At 62.0% G+C, this 14,357-nt stretch carries 12 protein-coding genes and 3 pseudogenes; 6 read left to right on the top strand and 9 right to left on the bottom strand.

Features of this window, described 5'->3' with window-relative positions; translation table 11 throughout:
• Positions 1 to 152 precede the first annotated feature (152 nt).
• The 4 genes and pseudogenes from PU724_RS32695 to PU724_RS32680 all read right to left on the bottom strand — a co-directional run.
• Positions 153 to 310 (bottom strand): annotated as a pseudogene (locus tag PU724_RS32695) (IS1380 family transposase); the annotation flags it as partial.
• 52 nt (positions 311 to 362) lie between these two features.
• Positions 363 to 2,393: a hydantoinase/oxoprolinase N-terminal domain-containing protein gene (locus PU724_RS32690; protein WP_354425897.1), complete on the bottom strand. Its 2,031-nt coding sequence runs from the start codon at positions 2,391 to 2,393 to the stop codon at positions 363 to 365.
• Positions 2,394 to 2,529: 136 nt separating this feature from the next.
• Positions 2,530 to 3,327: an SDR family NAD(P)-dependent oxidoreductase gene (locus PU724_RS32685; protein WP_354425895.1), complete on the bottom strand. Its 798-nt coding sequence runs from the start codon at positions 3,325 to 3,327 to the stop codon at positions 2,530 to 2,532.
• 22 nt (positions 3,328 to 3,349) lie between these two features.
• On the bottom strand, positions 3,350 to 4,111 hold the full coding sequence (locus tag PU724_RS32680) for an SDR family NAD(P)-dependent oxidoreductase (RefSeq protein ID WP_354425893.1): 762 nt from the start codon (positions 4,109 to 4,111) through the stop codon (positions 3,350 to 3,352).
• Positions 4,112 to 4,600: 489 nt separating this feature from the next.
• Here PU724_RS32680 and PU724_RS32675 point away from each other — a divergent pair, with 489 nt between their 5' ends.
• The 3 genes from PU724_RS32675 (at position 4,601) to PU724_RS32665 (ending at position 6,717) form a co-directional block, all read left to right on the top strand.
• Complete coding sequence (locus PU724_RS32675; protein ID WP_426213790.1) at positions 4,601 to 5,767, top strand: M24 family metallopeptidase; 1,167 nt, start codon at positions 4,601 to 4,603, stop codon at positions 5,765 to 5,767.
• Between the two features lie 111 nt (positions 5,768 to 5,878).
• Positions 5,879 to 6,124: a tautomerase family protein gene (locus PU724_RS32670; RefSeq protein WP_426213789.1), complete on the top strand. Its 246-nt coding sequence runs from the start codon at positions 5,879 to 5,881 to the stop codon at positions 6,122 to 6,124.
• A 233-nt stretch (positions 6,125 to 6,357) separates the two neighbouring features.
• On the top strand, positions 6,358 to 6,717 hold the full coding sequence (locus PU724_RS32665; RefSeq protein ID WP_354425887.1) for a SemiSWEET family sugar transporter: 360 nt from the start codon (positions 6,358 to 6,360) through the stop codon (positions 6,715 to 6,717).
• A 135-nt stretch (positions 6,718 to 6,852) separates the two neighbouring features.
• On the opposite strand, the gene PU724_RS32660 is transcribed toward PU724_RS32665, so the two are convergent.
• From PU724_RS32660 to PU724_RS32650, 3 genes are read right to left on the bottom strand one after another with little or no spacing between them, the layout of a single operon-like run.
• Positions 6,853 to 8,190 carry an NAD(P)/FAD-dependent oxidoreductase gene (locus PU724_RS32660; RefSeq protein WP_354425885.1) on the bottom strand — a complete coding sequence of 446 codons (1,338 nt, stop codon included), beginning with the start codon at positions 8,188 to 8,190 and terminating at the stop codon, positions 6,853 to 6,855.
• Between the two features lie 2 nt (positions 8,191 to 8,192).
• Complete coding sequence (locus PU724_RS32655) at positions 8,193 to 9,080, bottom strand: dihydrodipicolinate synthase family protein (RefSeq protein WP_354425883.1); 888 nt, start codon at positions 9,078 to 9,080, stop codon at positions 8,193 to 8,195.
• Between the two features lies 1 nt (position 9,081).
• Positions 9,082 to 10,569 carry an aldehyde dehydrogenase family protein gene (locus PU724_RS32650; RefSeq protein WP_354425881.1) on the bottom strand — a complete coding sequence of 496 codons (1,488 nt, stop codon included), beginning with the start codon at positions 10,567 to 10,569 and terminating at the stop codon, positions 9,082 to 9,084.
• 925 nt (positions 10,570 to 11,494) lie between these two features.
• Between PU724_RS32650 and proX the strand changes: the two genes are divergently transcribed.
• A complete protein-coding gene (gene proX, locus PU724_RS32645; RefSeq protein ID WP_354425879.1) occupies positions 11,495 to 12,472 on the top strand; it encodes a glycine betaine/L-proline ABC transporter substrate-binding protein ProX in 978 nt (325 codons plus the stop codon).
• Positions 12,473 to 12,637: 165 nt separating this feature from the next.
• Here proX and PU724_RS32640 read toward each other — a convergent pair whose 3' ends face one another.
• On the bottom strand, positions 12,638 to 12,979 hold the full coding sequence (locus tag PU724_RS32640) for a hypothetical protein (RefSeq protein ID WP_354425877.1): 342 nt from the start codon (positions 12,977 to 12,979) through the stop codon (positions 12,638 to 12,640).
• Positions 12,976 to 13,697, bottom strand: a pseudogene (locus PU724_RS32635) (IS5 family transposase); the annotation flags it as partial. The gene PU724_RS32640 and the pseudogene PU724_RS32635, both read right to left, overlap by 4 nt.
• Between PU724_RS32635 and PU724_RS32630 the strand changes: the two are divergent.
• A complete protein-coding gene (locus tag PU724_RS32630; protein WP_354425875.1) occupies positions 13,666 to 14,061 on the top strand; it encodes a group II intron maturase-specific domain-containing protein in 396 nt (131 codons plus the stop codon). The pseudogene PU724_RS32635 and the gene PU724_RS32630 sit on opposite strands and share 32 nt — an antisense overlap.
• A gap of 87 nt (positions 14,062 to 14,148) precedes the next feature.
• Positions 14,149 to 14,357, top strand: a pseudogene (locus PU724_RS32625) (IS110 family RNA-guided transposase); the annotation flags it as partial.

The raw sequence follows: 14,357 nt of genomic DNA, 5'->3' as shown, positions 1-14,357 counted from the left end.
CGTCAGTTCTTTCCGTGTCGCCATGCTCAGCCGTCCCATAGTTGCCCCTGCTCATACCCCTCGGTAGGGAGCAACTTATGTGAGGCAACGGCTGAAAATTCGGGAACATTTTCGACGAGGCAATGCGCTCTCTCACTTGATCGCCGCGCCGCATGGTAGCGCGTCGGCTCCCCGACCCGGCTGAGCTCCAGCCGGTTGAGCGTCGACTTGCCGGCAAGCACCGCGCAATCCTCCCGCTTCGGCGTCAGGCTTTCCGACACAAGAGCCAGAACGGGTAATGGCGGAGCGGGTCGTGGTCGTCGACGTCCTCCGCAGGGCAGATCAAGCAGGTTTGGCCGAACGGCGCCGAGTTCGCCTCCAGCCTAGGCCTGCGAAATCGCAGTCCTCGGCCTTCCGGACGCCACCGCGACCACATGCGCTTCGATGAACATGCGCTGGCCCTCGATGGTCGAGACCTTGAACTCGGTGGCGACGTCGATCTCGGCGCTGTCGGTGCCGGCATCTTTCGCGCGCTGGGCGGCGACTGTACGGACATCGGCTTCGGCCGCGGCGATCGCCTTCGCCTCGTCGGTGAAATCGCGCATCGTCTGGCCCGATGCCAGGCGGAAGAGGCCTTCCTGCGGCTGGCTGATGCGGGCCTCGGCCGAGACGCGCACCTGGCCGACCACGGCGCCGAGCGCGTTGGCGACGTCGGTGTCCTCCGGCACGATGCAGCCATTGCCGATCAGCGGCGGCAGGCCGGCATAGTGCAGCGGCGCCGAGGCGCCGAGGCCGATGACCGGACGGTCGAGCGCGACGGTGAAGCGGGCGATGCCGGGATGGGCGTCGACGGCGCGCTGCACCAGCGCATGCGCGACGGTCGCCGCGCCATCCAGCCCGTCCTCGGCGAAGGCGGTTTCGAGGATGTATTCGGCCGACCAGCGGGTCAGCGTCACTAGCACGCGCTCGGCGAGGATTTCCGGCGTCGCGGCGATTGACTGGCCGCGGCCATCGCGGCGGCGGGCGAAAAGCTCGGCGCCGAGGCGGGCGGTGGAGGCGTCCCAGTTCGACTGCTTGCCGACCACATGGGCGGCGTCGGACGGCGTGAAGCCGCAGATGTGCACCAGGCCGCGCGACACCAGCCGGTTCAGCGTGGCGTTCTGGGCGTTGGACGAGAGCAGCCGGTCGAGCGCCAGCGGCACGGCGCCGATCGCCTCGTAAAGTTTTGCCTCCGACGCGGTGAGGCCGGCGGCGAGGCGATCCGGCACGCCGGTGCGCACGGCGAAGCGCCCGTCCATGCGGCCGGGATTCGGCGCGCGCAGCTGGCGTTCCAGCTCGGCGGTGACCGCCTCGCCATGCGCCATGCCGGCCAGCGCCAGCGGCACTAGGCGGCGCGGGCCGAGCAGGATTTTCGGATCGAGCGCGCCATCCTCCAGCGCCACTTCGGAATCGCCGCCGAGGCCGAAGGTGCGCATGGCGACCGCTTCGACCATGGTGCGGAAACCGCCGACGGTGGCGCCTTCGGGATCGAGCCGCGGCCGGCCGCTGTCGAGCACCGCGACGTCCGTCGTGGTGCCGCCGATGTCCGACACCATGGCGTCGTCCAGTCCGGTCATGTGGCGGGCGCCGACAAGGCTAGCGGCGGGGCCGGACAGGATCGTCTCGATCGGCCGCTGGCGGGCGAAGGCGGCCGACACCAGCGCGCCGTCGCCGCGCACCACCATTAGCGGAGCCGCAATGCCGCGCTTGGCCAAAAAACCTTCGGTCGCCGCGACCAGCCGGTCGATCATCGAGATCAGCCTTGCGTTGAGCAGCGTGGTCAGCGCGCGGCGCGGGCCACCGAGCTTGGCCGAAAGCTCATGGCTGGCGGTCACCGGCAGGCCGGTCTTCTCGCGGATCAGGTCGCGGGCCGCGAGCTCATGCGCCGGGTTGCGGGTGGCAAAATAGGCGCAGACGGCGAAGCCCGACACCGAACGCCCAAGCTCGGGCAGCGCCGCCTCGAGGCCGGAAAGATCGAGCTTTGCCGCATTGCCATGCACGTCATGGCCGCCGGGGCAGAACACCACCGGATCGGTGCCCAAGGCCGTCTTCAGCCCGTCGCGGGCAAGGTCGGCCTCTGAAAAGCCGATCATGATCAGCGCCACGCGCCCGCCCTGGCCCTCGACCAGCGCGTTGGTGGCCAAGGTCGTCGACATCGAGACGAGTTTTATCGCGGCCGGGTCGGTGGCGGATGTCTCCAGCACCGCATCGACCGCGCCGGAAATGCCGACGGCGAGGTCGTGGCGCGTGGTGAGCGACTTGGCCTTGGCCAGCACCTTGCCTTTCGGGCTACCTTCCTCCGACCACAGCACCGCATCGGTATAGGTGCCGCCGGTGTCGATGCCGAGGAAGAGAGGTTTGGGCTTGGCGGTCATTTAGGAGGATCGCTTTAGTCGCCTTAGCCGGTGCGTAGCGACCCAGCCTAGTCGTGCAGTCGATGGTGTCAGGTCGATCCCGCCATTTCCAAGCGAGCCGTCCAGACGCCCGCATCCGCGTCGAGGACGGCAACGCTTACCGCTCCGGTGCCGTCAGCTTGGACCTGAATTCCTCATCCAGGATGGCGGGCAGGGATATCTTCTTCGTTCGCGCGCCATCGACGGAGATCATCTCCCCGCTCACGAAGCTCGACTCCTCACTGACCAGCCAGAGCACGGCATTAGCGATTTCCCTTGGCGCGCCAATTCTTCCCACCGGATGAAGATAACCGAGCTCACGCTCGATCAGGCCCCGGTCTGGATGCATCTCGACATACGCACGGTTGAGATCGGTATCGATCCAGCCGGGACAGACGGTGTTGCAGCGTATGCCGTCCGGTCCGAGATCGACTGCCAGCCCAAGCGTCAAACCATGCACGCCCGCCTTGGTGGCCGCGTAGGCAGTGTGCCAGGGGTTGACCATATAGCCCTCGACCGAGCCGATATTGACGATCGCAGCCGAGCCGACACGCCGCATTTCAGGGACGACGTATTTGGTCATGAGAAATGGCCCGCGAAGATTGACGGCCATGAGCCTGTCCCAATCCTCGGCGGTCTGGTCATCTATTGATTTGTGCATGACCAGGCCGGCATTGTTGACGAGGATGTCGATCCTGCCGAAGCGCTCCAGCACCTGGTCGACGAATGCGCGAATTGACACCTCGTCTGTAACGTCGAGGATAAGGAATGAGAGCTTTCCGGCCTTGCCTGCATCAGCCCGTCCCTGAACGAGATCACCCACGGCAACCATGGCGCCTTCATCCGCCAGCCTCTCGGCGATTGCACGCCCGATCCCCTGATTGCCGCCAGTGACGATGGCAACCTTGCCTTCCAACCGATTACCCAAGAATTCCTCCTTATCCAGCCGTGAAGCCGCCGTCGATCGGCACGGCAACGCCTGTAATGTGCCTTGCTTCCTCGCTTGCCAGGAACAAGGTCAGACTCGCGATTTCCTTCGGGGTCGCGACGCGACCCTGGGGACTAGAATCAATATTCCGTTGCAGGGCCTCAGCCGAGGTAACCGGCGTCCGGTGAGCCGACACAAGCATGGGCGTGTCCACCGCGCCCGGGCATACCGCGTTTATGCTGATCTGCTCCTTCGCGTGGTCGAGCGCCATGGCCTGCGTCAGGGACACGACCGCACCCTTCGACGCACAATAGGCGACGAGCCCCGGACACCCGACTAGACCGACATTGGAGGATATATTGACGATACTGCCGCCGCCGGACGTCCTCATGGCTTTCACCGCGGCACGGCTGAAGAAGAACACACCGTTGACATTGGCCTCGAAAGTCTCGCGCCACTCCTCATCCGATGTGTCGATGGCGTTTCCGCGCCGGATGATACCCGCGCCGTTGACCAGCACGCTGACTTTTCCGAACCTCGTCACGGTGGACTGGATAACATTGTCAGCGAAGCCCGAGTCCGCCACATCGCCGAGCATCAATTCGGCCTCGCCTCCGTGCAGCCTGATCGATTCCAGCACCTTCTGGCCGCGCTCTCGATCGCGGCCGATGAGCATCAGGGACGCACCCGTCGCGGCGAAGGCTTCCGCGACCGCCTCCCCAATCCCCGATGTCGCGCCAGTGACAATTACCACCTTGTTCGAATGTGTCATCCAAGCTTGCCTGTCAGGTGATGGGCAGGCCGATGTTTCGCCGGCCCGATTTCCGTTGAATCCGCATAGCGCTTGTACCTTCCGTTTCGCAAGCGACCAAAAAATCATGCGGCAGACAAGCTGAAGTTATCGTCGTGCTCCGAAGCGGTCCGCATTGCCGCTCACTCGTTCTGCGGACGCGACTTGTTTCATCTCCGAGGGTCGTCCAAGAGCAACAAATCGTGCGGATATCCTCGCGTGCCTGGCCCAGCCACCATGACTTTGAATTATACGGCCAGCACTAATACTCATTTGATGCGCGACCGCGCGCTCCCTATAGATCGGTTTCCGGACGATGGTCCGTCCACGTCGTTTCCTGTCGCGGAGGACGGGATACGAATACTGCAGCCAGGGGAGCAAAGTCGAATGTGCGAAGACAGACTCATATCGCCAACTCCCGATAGCCTTGTACTCAATGATAACTGGAGTGACCTGCGCCAGTTTAGACCCATGCCGGACATAGACTTCAAACGGCTTGATCACTATCGCAAGGGACGGCTGAGAGCGGCGATGCGCCAGGCCGACGTCGCCATGTGCGTCCTGGTCAGCCCCATCACCATCCGCTATGCCGTGGACTATAATTCCTATCCGCTGTTCCAGTCCCATATTCCCGTCACCTACCTCTTCCTGCCGCTCGACGGGCCGATCACCCTACACCAGGGCACGGTCGGCCACCGGTCATCGGCCGACCGGTCGAGGACGGGCAGGCCGATGTCTTTTTTCGAGGGCGGCAACGAATTGGCGGAGGGCGCGAGGCTCCTTGCCGATGACATTGTCGGCTTCCTGAGCGAGATCGGGACGACCAACCGCAAGGTCGCGGTGGAGTACGTTAACCCGAGCCTGACACAGGCCCTTCTGCAGCGCGGATTGGAGGTCATCGACGCCGTCGACATCGTGGAAGGCGCCCGTGTCATCAAGTCGGAAGACGAAATGGCCTGCATGCGATGGGCATGCGCCGTCGCCGAGCACGGTATCGCTCGCATGCAGGAGGCCATGGCGCCGGGCGTCACCGAAGCCCAGCTATGGGGCATTCTCAACTACACCAATCTCGCCAATCACGGAGGCTGGCATGAAGGGCGCATGCTGGCCTCCGGGCCGCGGATCAACCCCTGGCTTCAGGAGGCAACTCAGCGCGTCATCGAGCCGGGCGACCTGATTGGATTTGACACCGACATGGTGGGCCCGTTCGGATATTTCTGCGACGTCTCGCGGACCTTCTACTACGGCAAGGGCCGCCCGACGCCCCGGCAGCGCGAGCTCTATCGTTATGCCTATGACGAGTTGCAGACCAACATAAAGCTCATACGCCCCGGCCTCAGCATGCGGGCCCTGCAGGAATCCGCCTGGCCTGTGCCGGAGGAATTTCGTGCTCAGGCCTACAGCTGCCTGATACACGGTGTGGGAATGTGCGACGAGTATCCGCAGGTCAAGCCTTCGTTTCGTGGTCCGGTCGCCTATGACGCCACGCTCGAGGCCGGGATGGTGATCTGCGTTGAAAGCTATATCGGGGCGGTCGGCGAGCGGGACGGTGTGAAGCTCGAGGAGCAACTGCTCGTCACCGCCGACGGCTACGAACTGATGTCGAATTATCCCTTTGACGAGCGCCTCCTGGACTAGGAACATAGCTCCCGGAGGACGAGCCTGCGGACGGCCACGTTCAGCTTCCGACAGGCCCTGGCCTTGGGCTGGAAGTTGATGAGGCCATGTTCGGCGCACCCATCGCGGAGTTTGAGCGCGGCCGGCCGGGCCGGCATTGACGATCCAACCGGCATAACCACCAAGGAGTATGACATGCCCGTTATTCACATCGAGACCTTCAAGGCGGATGACGACAAGAAGGAGAATCTGGCCGCTGAAATCACGAAGCTGTTCTGCGACAAGATGAACCTGAGACCAGAACAGATCCACGTTGTTTTCGATGAATATGAGCCGAGCAACTGGGCGACCGGCGGCAAGCTCTGGTCGAGGATGTGAAGCACCACCGCGCCGCAATCGTTCCAAGGAACGCCTCCTTCGGCCGTCGCGGTTTGCTTAACTATCGACCTGGCGCCGCTGAGCGCGCGTCATGCCGTGACACCCCGCCGGTGGCGTGGCGATATCGATAGGGCGCAGTCTCGCGCGCGGCAGGTCCGCGGCTACCAGCCTGTCGCCCCGCTTCGCCTGGTAGACACGCGAAAGGGCAAGATGTCTCCATCTGCAAGCCAATCATGAATTGGGATTCGGTTATCGGTTACCTTGCGGCGCTATGCTCCGTGGCGTCTTATACGCCGCAAGCCTGGAAGATCATCAAGACGCGGGACACCGGCAGCATATCGGCACCGATGTACGCCATCAACGTTGTCGGATTTGCTTTGTGGCTCGCCTTCGGGATTCTCAAGAACGAATGGTCCCTCATCATCACTAACGTGCTGATCCTGGCGCTTTCAGCCTTCATTCTCGTCATGACGCTCCTTCCCTACGCCAAGAAGGATGCCGTAGCGGATGCGCTCGACGTCACTTCATCCGGTACCCAGCCCTCGGCCAGCCGGCCTAACGCGTCCGATCCGGAGGAGGGACGGCCGAAATGACTCGCCCTTGACATCGAAGCGTCTCTCGACGTGCCATGAAAGGGAAGTGACCATACACCGAGCGCCGGATCGCATTCGAGATCTATGCGGTGGCAAGAGTCAGGGCGGATTGGAGCCAGCATGCGGCTCCCGCCGCTATTCGCGCCCGGCCCGCCACTCCCGCATTGCAAGGTTGAAGCGGGCGCCGACTTCGACGAGCGGCCTTGGCGGCAGTTTCTGCGGCTTGTCGAATGCCCGGAATATGTCGCCGAGCGCGGACCGGTGACCGACGACGAGCTCTGCAGTTGCGATGCCCGCGGCCGTGGCTTTTGTCCCTCCTATGCCGTTGCAGGCGCAGGCGGAGAAAATACGATCCTCCAGCTCGCCGAACAGCGGCACGGTGTTCCAGGTGAGGGCCATGGCGCCCGCCCAGCGGAACTGGAATTTCAGGTGACGATGTTCAGGAAAGCGGTCGGCGAATTTGCGATCATGAAGCTTGCTCGCGCCTTTCATCGAGCCCGCGCCAACTTCGATGCTGGGAATGTAGCTGTAGCGCGACCGAATGAGAATCCTGTCTCCTTCAGCCCCGTTGATCCGTCTCACGGTCGTGCCCATCGGCGCGGCCGGCGTTGCTCCCCATTTCCTCAGCCCGCCAAGGAGCGAGGGGGCAAACGGCTCCGTCAACGATGCGTAAGTGAAGACATGGAGGAGCTCGCCGCTTCCAAAGCCAAAGCTTTCAGCATGGCCGTTCGTCGCCAGGATCACCTTGTCGGCTCTGATTTCGCCCTTGGGCGTCGTCACCTTGCATCCGCTGGAGGAGGTTTCGATGGATAGCGCGGGCGTCCGTTCGAACAACGTGACGGATGATCCTTGAAAGAAGTGCGCGATGCCCCGCACCAGCGCAACCGGCTGGATCATGGCGGCCCCTGGAGTGAAGAGGCCTGCCTTGAAGGAACGCGTGCCCGTAACGTCGGCTGTCTCGGCCGCGTCAAGCAGTTTATGAGCTTCGCCCAACGCCTTCAGCTTGGACGAATATGTCGTCAGATGCTCCTTGCCGGCATCGGTCATGGCCACGCTGTATTTGCCGCTGGGATCGAAGACGTCCTTGTCCCAGCCATTGGTGTTTGCAAGACGCGCATAGAGCTGGATGGCGCTCCGCGCCACCGTGATCTCGTTGCGACTCTTGGTGGCGGTGTCCACCCCGAAATTGCCCGACGAGATGTCGTGCGGCAGGTCGATGAGAAAACCGGAGTTGCGACCGCTGGCACCATTCCCGACGACATCGGCATCGATGACCGCCACCGAAAGGCTCGGATCGAGCTCAGTCAGCCTTGTTGCCGCGGCCAATCCGGCGAAGCCGGCGCCGATCACGACCACATCGGCCGTGATGGCGCGATCGAGTTCCGGCGTCGGCGTTCTGGCAGGAAGCAGTGCCGTCCAGCCCGGTTCCACGCCATGCGCCGGCAGACGGCGGGCACGAAAAGTCTTGCCCATCGTCACAAGGCTTCTTGCTCAGCCAGGCCGCCCAGAGCCTGCCGGAGCGCCGCGATCCGATCCGAAGACAACGAACCGAACGGCTTTCGCGCCGCTCCGCAGCCATAGCCGGTGCTCTCCGCCGCCGCATACACATGTTGGACGTAATCGCCTTCCCAAAGCAGGGACATGAGTGGCTCGAGCTGGCGCCAGATCGATTGGACGTCATCCCATCTTTTTTCCCGAGCAGCCTTGGTGATCGCAACGCAGGTCCTGGGCGCAATGTTAGCGCCGCCCCAAATCAATCCGGAGCAACCGGCAAACAGCGAGAACGGGACCAGTGGATCGGCTCCGTTAATGACACCGAGGCCGGTGCCGATCAGTCGGACCTGGGAGATCAGATCGCCACTGCTGTCTTTCACGGCGCGGAACTCGGGCAGATCGCAAAGCTTGCGGAGCAAGCCAGGGGTAATTCGGACGCCCACGGCTTGAGGCACGTTATAACCGATGATCGCCAGCCCGACCTTGGCCACCTCGGCATAGAAGTTGAAGATGCTCTCGTCGTCCGACGGGCCTTCGAAGAAGGGCGGCAGCACCATCACGCCATCGGCGCCGGCATCCTTGGCGAACTGCGTCCTTGCCACGACATCTGCCGTGAGCAGTGCGGAAGTCTGGGCGATCACTTTGGCTCGTCCGGCCACCACGCGTGCGCCGCGCTCGATGACAGATCTCGATTCCTCAGGCGTCAGATAGACATGCATGCCCGTGCCGGAGCTGAACACGAAACCATCGACGCCTGCGGCCAGATAGCGCTCGATAAGGTCATCGAAACGACCGAAATCGACTTGTCCGCTCGCGTTGAATGGGGTCGTGATCGCCAGGTTGAGACCAGAAAAGGCAAACGTCGACATATCAAATCCCTTCTTCGGAGTTGCTTAGATCGACCCAAAGGGTCTTAGTCTGACAATACTGATCGTGCGCGTGGACGGACTTGTCGCGGCCACCAAAGCCCGATTGCTTATAGCCGCCGAAGGGAGTGGCGGCGTCTCCCTCTCCGTAGCAGTTGACTGTGACTGTGCCGGCCCTGATCGCGCGCGCGGCTCGAAGCGCCCTCGTGCCGTCGCCGGCGAAAACCGAGGCGGCCAGGCCATATTCAGTCTGATTTGCCAGCGAGACCGCTTCTGCAAGCGAGTCGACCGGGATGACCGAGAGGATTGGCCCGAAGATCTCTTCGCGAATGTGCTTACCTTCATGCTGGGAAAATTCGATGATCGTCGGTTCGATCGTCGTCCCGCCAACGACCTTTCCGCCAACGACGACCTTGCCATCATTTTCCAGATAGCCGCTGACTTTCTCAAAATGAATGGTCGAAACAAGCGGGCCGATGCGGGTCTCAGGGGCGAGGGGGTCGCCCACGGTCCAGGTCTTTGCGACTTCCGCCAGCTTTTCGAGGAGCCGGTCCTTCACGGCTCTATGAACGAATAAGCGCGAGATGGCCGAGCAGTTCTGGCCAACGTTCCAGAACGCGCCGTTGCAGATGTGAGAGGCCACGGCATCGAGGTTGCGAACGTCGTCCATGACGATGCATGGATTCTTGCCGCCCATCTCGAGGACCACTTCCTTGAGATTGCTCTCCGAGGAGTATTTGAGGAAGCGCCGGCCGGTCTCGGTCGAGCCGGTGAAGGAAACTGCGTCGATATCCCCATGACGGCCGATCGGTTCTCCGACGTCCGGACCATCGCCGGTCACAACGTTGAAGACGCCGGCCGGGATTCCGGCCTCGAGCGCAAGCTCAGCCACCCGCAATGTCGTGAGCGATGTCTCTTCCGCTGGCTTAACCACGACAGTGCAGCCCGCGGCAAGCGCAGGGCCGATCTTCCAGGCGAGCATGAGAAGCGGGAAGTTCCACGGAAGAACGATGCCTACGACGCCGATCGGCTCGCGCACTATGAGGCCGAGAGAAGAATCGTTCGCCGGCGAGACCTGGTCGTAGATCTTGTTGATGGCTTCGGCATGCCACCTGAGACTATTAACCGCCTCCGGGACGTCGATGTTGATGCAGTCCGTAATGGTCTTGCCGCTGTCGATGCTCTCCATAAGCGCCAGCTCGAGTGCGTTTTCCTCGATGACGGAAGCCAGCCTCAGAAGGACCAGCTTGCGGTTGACCGGAGTCAGCTTCGACCAGCGCCCATCTTCAAACGCTTCCCGTGCGGCGGCGACCGCCCTGTCAACGTCAGCCGCTGAACCTGCCGGGAGGTCGGTCAAGACCTTGCTAGTCGCCGGATTGATGGTGGGGTATGTCTTGCCCGACAAGGCCGCGACCAGGTTTCCGTTGACGATCATGCTGGTGGGCAACCGGATGGATTGCGCCTGCGTCTTGTAATCGACTGTACCGTGCATTCCCATTCTCCTCTGGTGTCACCGTGACAGTGACAAGATTTATCGGCGAACCTCTCGATGCCGGTCGAGCCACATCGTTTCAGCAGACCGAGAGGGCAGTTCAATTCGAGTCGGTCGTCCCGCAGGCCCATTCTCATAGCCGCCGCACCGGGCCATCGGATGCAGGCTTACGCCTCTTCGGCAGTTCTGCTTGTGCCGACGCGAGGGGCAAAGACTGCTCGAACCAGCGCAACGTCGGGCTATGCTATAGGCAGCAGGTGCCCCTACTTCAAATGAGTATTAGTGGGGGTCGAGATAACTGGGAGTCATAGACTTCTTGTATGGAGCCACGGCGCTGGCATGAGAGTTTGCCCAAGCGGTGCCAGTCGGCTGGGAGGCGCGATTTGGCGGGACGTCGCGTTGGAGAGGTCGACGCCCGAGGGGAAGGTCGTCGCCGAAGCCTGTGCGTGGCGGACCCCTAAAATGCGCGCGGTTTCCGCTTTGCCGACGCATACTTGTTGACGGGAGCAGCGAACTTCGACCGGCAACCTCGAAGTCCGCTGCCGCGGCGAGGGCCGGCAAAGCAGACACCTCTTTCGATAGCAGGTTAGGGCAAGGGGAGCGAGCTACCTTGGGAATTCCGCTGCCAACGCTACGGTTGGTCTCAGCGTCGAGCGACCGGCGCGGACCAGGTCAGGCCCTGCCGTTTACCAGCATGACCTTTCGTTATAGCGCCGTGCACAAAAACTGATTTGCGCTCGCATGCCTAATCGGTGAGCATGAACGCCAGCACTTCAAGTGCAATCTGTCCCCTAGGCTCGCGATCGGCGAGGGCAACCATTGGCTGGGACAAAGGCCAATATTCCGGCGGAGACCATCCCAGTCGGAGGAAAAACAAAGCTGATGAGACCCGAGCATGGTGCCCGAAGGTCGAGGGAGAACAAGGATGATACTCAAGATTGCTGTTGCAACGCTCGCGATGGTGGCGAGCGGAACGCTGTCGGCTGGCGCCGAACAGCTGAAGTATGGCTGGCTCGGTGGCGTTAACGAAGAACTGTTTCAAGGTTATGTCGTGAGAGATGGTCTGCGAGAACTGGGGTACGATGTCGAGGAGCAGCCGGAGCAAGTTCAAGTTCCGCTTGCACACACCGCCGTTGCGTCTGGAGACCTGCAGTTTTATCCGGCGCACTGGTGGCCGATGCACAAGGCTTTTTGGGAGGGAGCAGGCGGCGACGAGAAGCTTATGACAGTTGGGACACTGGTGCACGGTGACATACAAGGCTATCTAATCGATAAGAAGACAGCGGATGCGACCGGGATCAAATACCTCGAGGATCTAAAGGATCCAGAGAAGGCCAAACTTTTCGATATTGATGGGAATGGCAAAGCCGATCTTTTCGGCTGTGACCCGGGTTGGGGTTGCGAACGTATGATTGAGCATCATCTCGACGCGTATGGATTACGCGACACCGTCGAGCACAAGCAAGGCGGCTATTTCGCAATTATGGCGGAAGCCATTGAACGTATCAAAGAAGGCAAGCCCACGCTGTATTACACTTGGGAGCCTGGCTGGATCCCCGGCGTGCTAGTCCCTGGAAAGGATGTAACATGGTTGAATGTCAAGTCGACGTCGCTTCCCGACGGCCAGACTGGTAGCACAGAAATCGAAGGCCTGGGCAATCTCGGGTTCCCGGTCAACGATACCAAAGTCATTGCGAACACCACGTGGCTCAAAGCCAACCCTTCGGCGAAGAAATTTCTGGAGGGGGTCACTATCCCCGTTAAGGACGTCAGCGCCGAAAACAAATTGATTTATGATGGTGAAAAAAATCCTGACCAGATTGCGAAGCATGCTACGGACTGGATAGCCGTCCACAAGACTGAGTGGGACAAGTGGATTGCCGACGCGAAAGCCGCGAAGTAATGCAACAAGTGGAGGGCCGGACGCCTCGTCTGCCCTCCACTGTGACGACAGTTTATTTCCGCAAAGCACGCGAGCCGAAAAGCGATCGCAATACTCGAGCGGTGACGCCATCCAACAACCGTGGCGGGCGCCGATAGCGTGCGAAGCCGGATTCCGAAATCCCTATCAGGCTGTTGAAGAAGTGTGCCGTATTGCCTTGAGGATGGCTTCGTCACCGTTGTGGTAGGCGAATGTGATCTCGATCGAGCCGTCGTCAAGCAGTTCGGCATGGCCATCGCCTGTGACTTCGTCCATCTCGTCACATCCGCCCCATGTGAAGTGAACTATTGAGGGGCTGTAGCTGAGATCGAGGCCGGCATGCAGGGCGCCAAAGGCGATCTCGCCGTTGTTGTCGCCGCCGATGGTGATCATGGCGGGGCCGCTGAGGTTCAGGTAGCCGCGATCCCACAGATCGGCTTCGATGATCCGCCAGCGGCCGATCAGTTGGCAGCCCACGGGCGCGGTCATGTCGGCACCACCAGGAGCTTCGGTAGCCCCACCAGATTGTAGGCGGCAGCCGCGAAGATGAAGGCCCACCCGACGCGGTCGCGTCCGCGCAACTTGGTCTTCTCCTGCCCGGCGACGGTCTTGATCCAGCCGAACGCCTCCTCGATGCGCTTGCGGATGCGCTGGCTGACAGCATAGCCGCCGTGCCGGGTTATGCGGCGATCGATCGCGGAACGGCGGCCGTTCATGTTCTGCGCCACGTGCGGCGTCACCTTCATTGAGCGCAACTGGTTGATGAAGTCCTCCGCGTCATAGGCCTTGTCGGCGTGATCGCCAGCGGCCGGTCGGCGCAGGGTTCGATCATATGCAGTGCGGCCACTCGCTCGGCATGCCCATCGGCCAGCGTCAGACAGGCATCGACCAGCAGGCCATGGCGGTTCTCCATCAGCCCGTGCCCCATGAAGCAGAGCTTGGCCTCCTTGCCCCGCCCCTTGCGGTAGAGCCTGGCATCGGGGTCGGTGGTCGAAGCATGCGTCTCGTTCGACCGTTTCTGGCCGTGGAAGTCCGCCTCCGTGTTACGCCCACCGCCCTGAGCCGGCGGCTCGCCTCAGTCATTCCCCGGCTCTTCACCCGAACCGTCCTTCGGCTTGAGGCTCTTCATCGACGCCCAGGCCGCGATCAGCGTCCCGTCGACCGAGAAGTGATCCGTGGAAAGGAGCTTCTTCACCTTGGGCTGCGCCTCACGTACGGGAACGAGTTCCACCCCGTGCAGTCTGGCCTCCAAGCTTCAGGAGCTTAATCCCATCCTTCGTGGATGGGCGAATTACTACCGCCACTGCGCTTATGCCGGTCGGATGTTCACCAGTCTCGACTGGTACATCGGCATGAGGATAGCGCGGTGGCTGCGGAAGAAACGCCCCAAAGCGCGGTCGCGTGACATCTGGGCCTCATGCCAGCCCGGTGGTCGACGGCCAACGAGACGGCTTTGGCGCGAGGGAATGGTCGAGCAGCATATGCTCGCCTGGACCCCCGTTTGCCGCTTCCGTCTCGCATGGATGGATACGCCTGACTTTGCCATGTCTTCTGGAGAGCTGGGTGCGTAACGAAAGGCGCATGCCCGGTTCGGCGAGAGGCGGTGAGAAACCGGCCGCTGAAAGGCGGCGCGGCGCTTACCGCCTACTCTACTCTCGGTGAAAGAGACCGCAATTTGCATCGTCGACGAAACGGGCACGGCGTGCCGCGAGGTGAAGGTGCCGACCCATCCTGAGGATATTGCGCGGGTGCTCAAGGATCCCGCCTGGCGGTTGCAGCGGGTCGGGCTTGAAGCCGGACCTTTGTCGCAATGGCTGTTCGAGGGGCTTGCCAAAGCCGGCTTGCCAGTGGTTTGCATTGAGACGCG

Source organism: Mesorhizobium abyssinicae (genome assembly GCF_049887195.1).
Taxonomy (GTDB): domain Bacteria; phylum Pseudomonadota; class Alphaproteobacteria; order Rhizobiales; family Rhizobiaceae; genus Mesorhizobium; species Mesorhizobium abyssinicae.
This window is presented reverse-complemented; position numbering and strand designations above follow the sequence as displayed.

What these genes read in the sequence shown, in the direction of transcription:
- PU724_RS32690 (WP_354425897.1), bottom strand. Translation starts at nt 2,393, where the DNA reads ATGACCGCCAAGCCCAAACCTCTCTTCCTCGGCATCGACACCGGCGGC.
- PU724_RS32680 (WP_354425893.1), bottom strand. Translation starts at nt 4,111, where the DNA reads ATGACACATTCGAACAAGGTGGTAATTGTCACTGGCGCGACATCGGGG.
- PU724_RS32675 (WP_426213790.1), top strand. Translation starts at nt 4,601, where the DNA reads ATGCCGGACATAGACTTCAAACGGCTTGATCACTATCGCAAGGGACGG.
- PU724_RS32665 (WP_354425887.1), top strand. Translation starts at nt 6,358, where the DNA reads ATGAATTGGGATTCGGTTATCGGTTACCTTGCGGCGCTATGCTCCGTG.
- PU724_RS32660 (WP_354425885.1), bottom strand. Translation starts at nt 8,190, where the DNA reads ATGGGCAAGACTTTTCGTGCCCGCCGTCTGCCGGCGCATGGCGTGGAA.
- PU724_RS32655 (WP_354425883.1), bottom strand. Translation starts at nt 9,080, where the DNA reads ATGTCGACGTTTGCCTTTTCTGGTCTCAACCTGGCGATCACGACCCCA.
- PU724_RS32650 (WP_354425881.1), bottom strand. Translation starts at nt 10,569, where the DNA reads ATGCACGGTACAGTCGATTACAAGACGCAGGCGCAATCCATCCGGTTG.
- proX (WP_354425879.1), top strand. Translation starts at nt 11,495, where the DNA reads ATGATACTCAAGATTGCTGTTGCAACGCTCGCGATGGTGGCGAGCGGA.
- PU724_RS32640 (WP_354425877.1), bottom strand. Translation starts at nt 12,979, where the DNA reads ATGACCGCGCCCGTGGGCTGCCAACTGATCGGCCGCTGGCGGATCATC.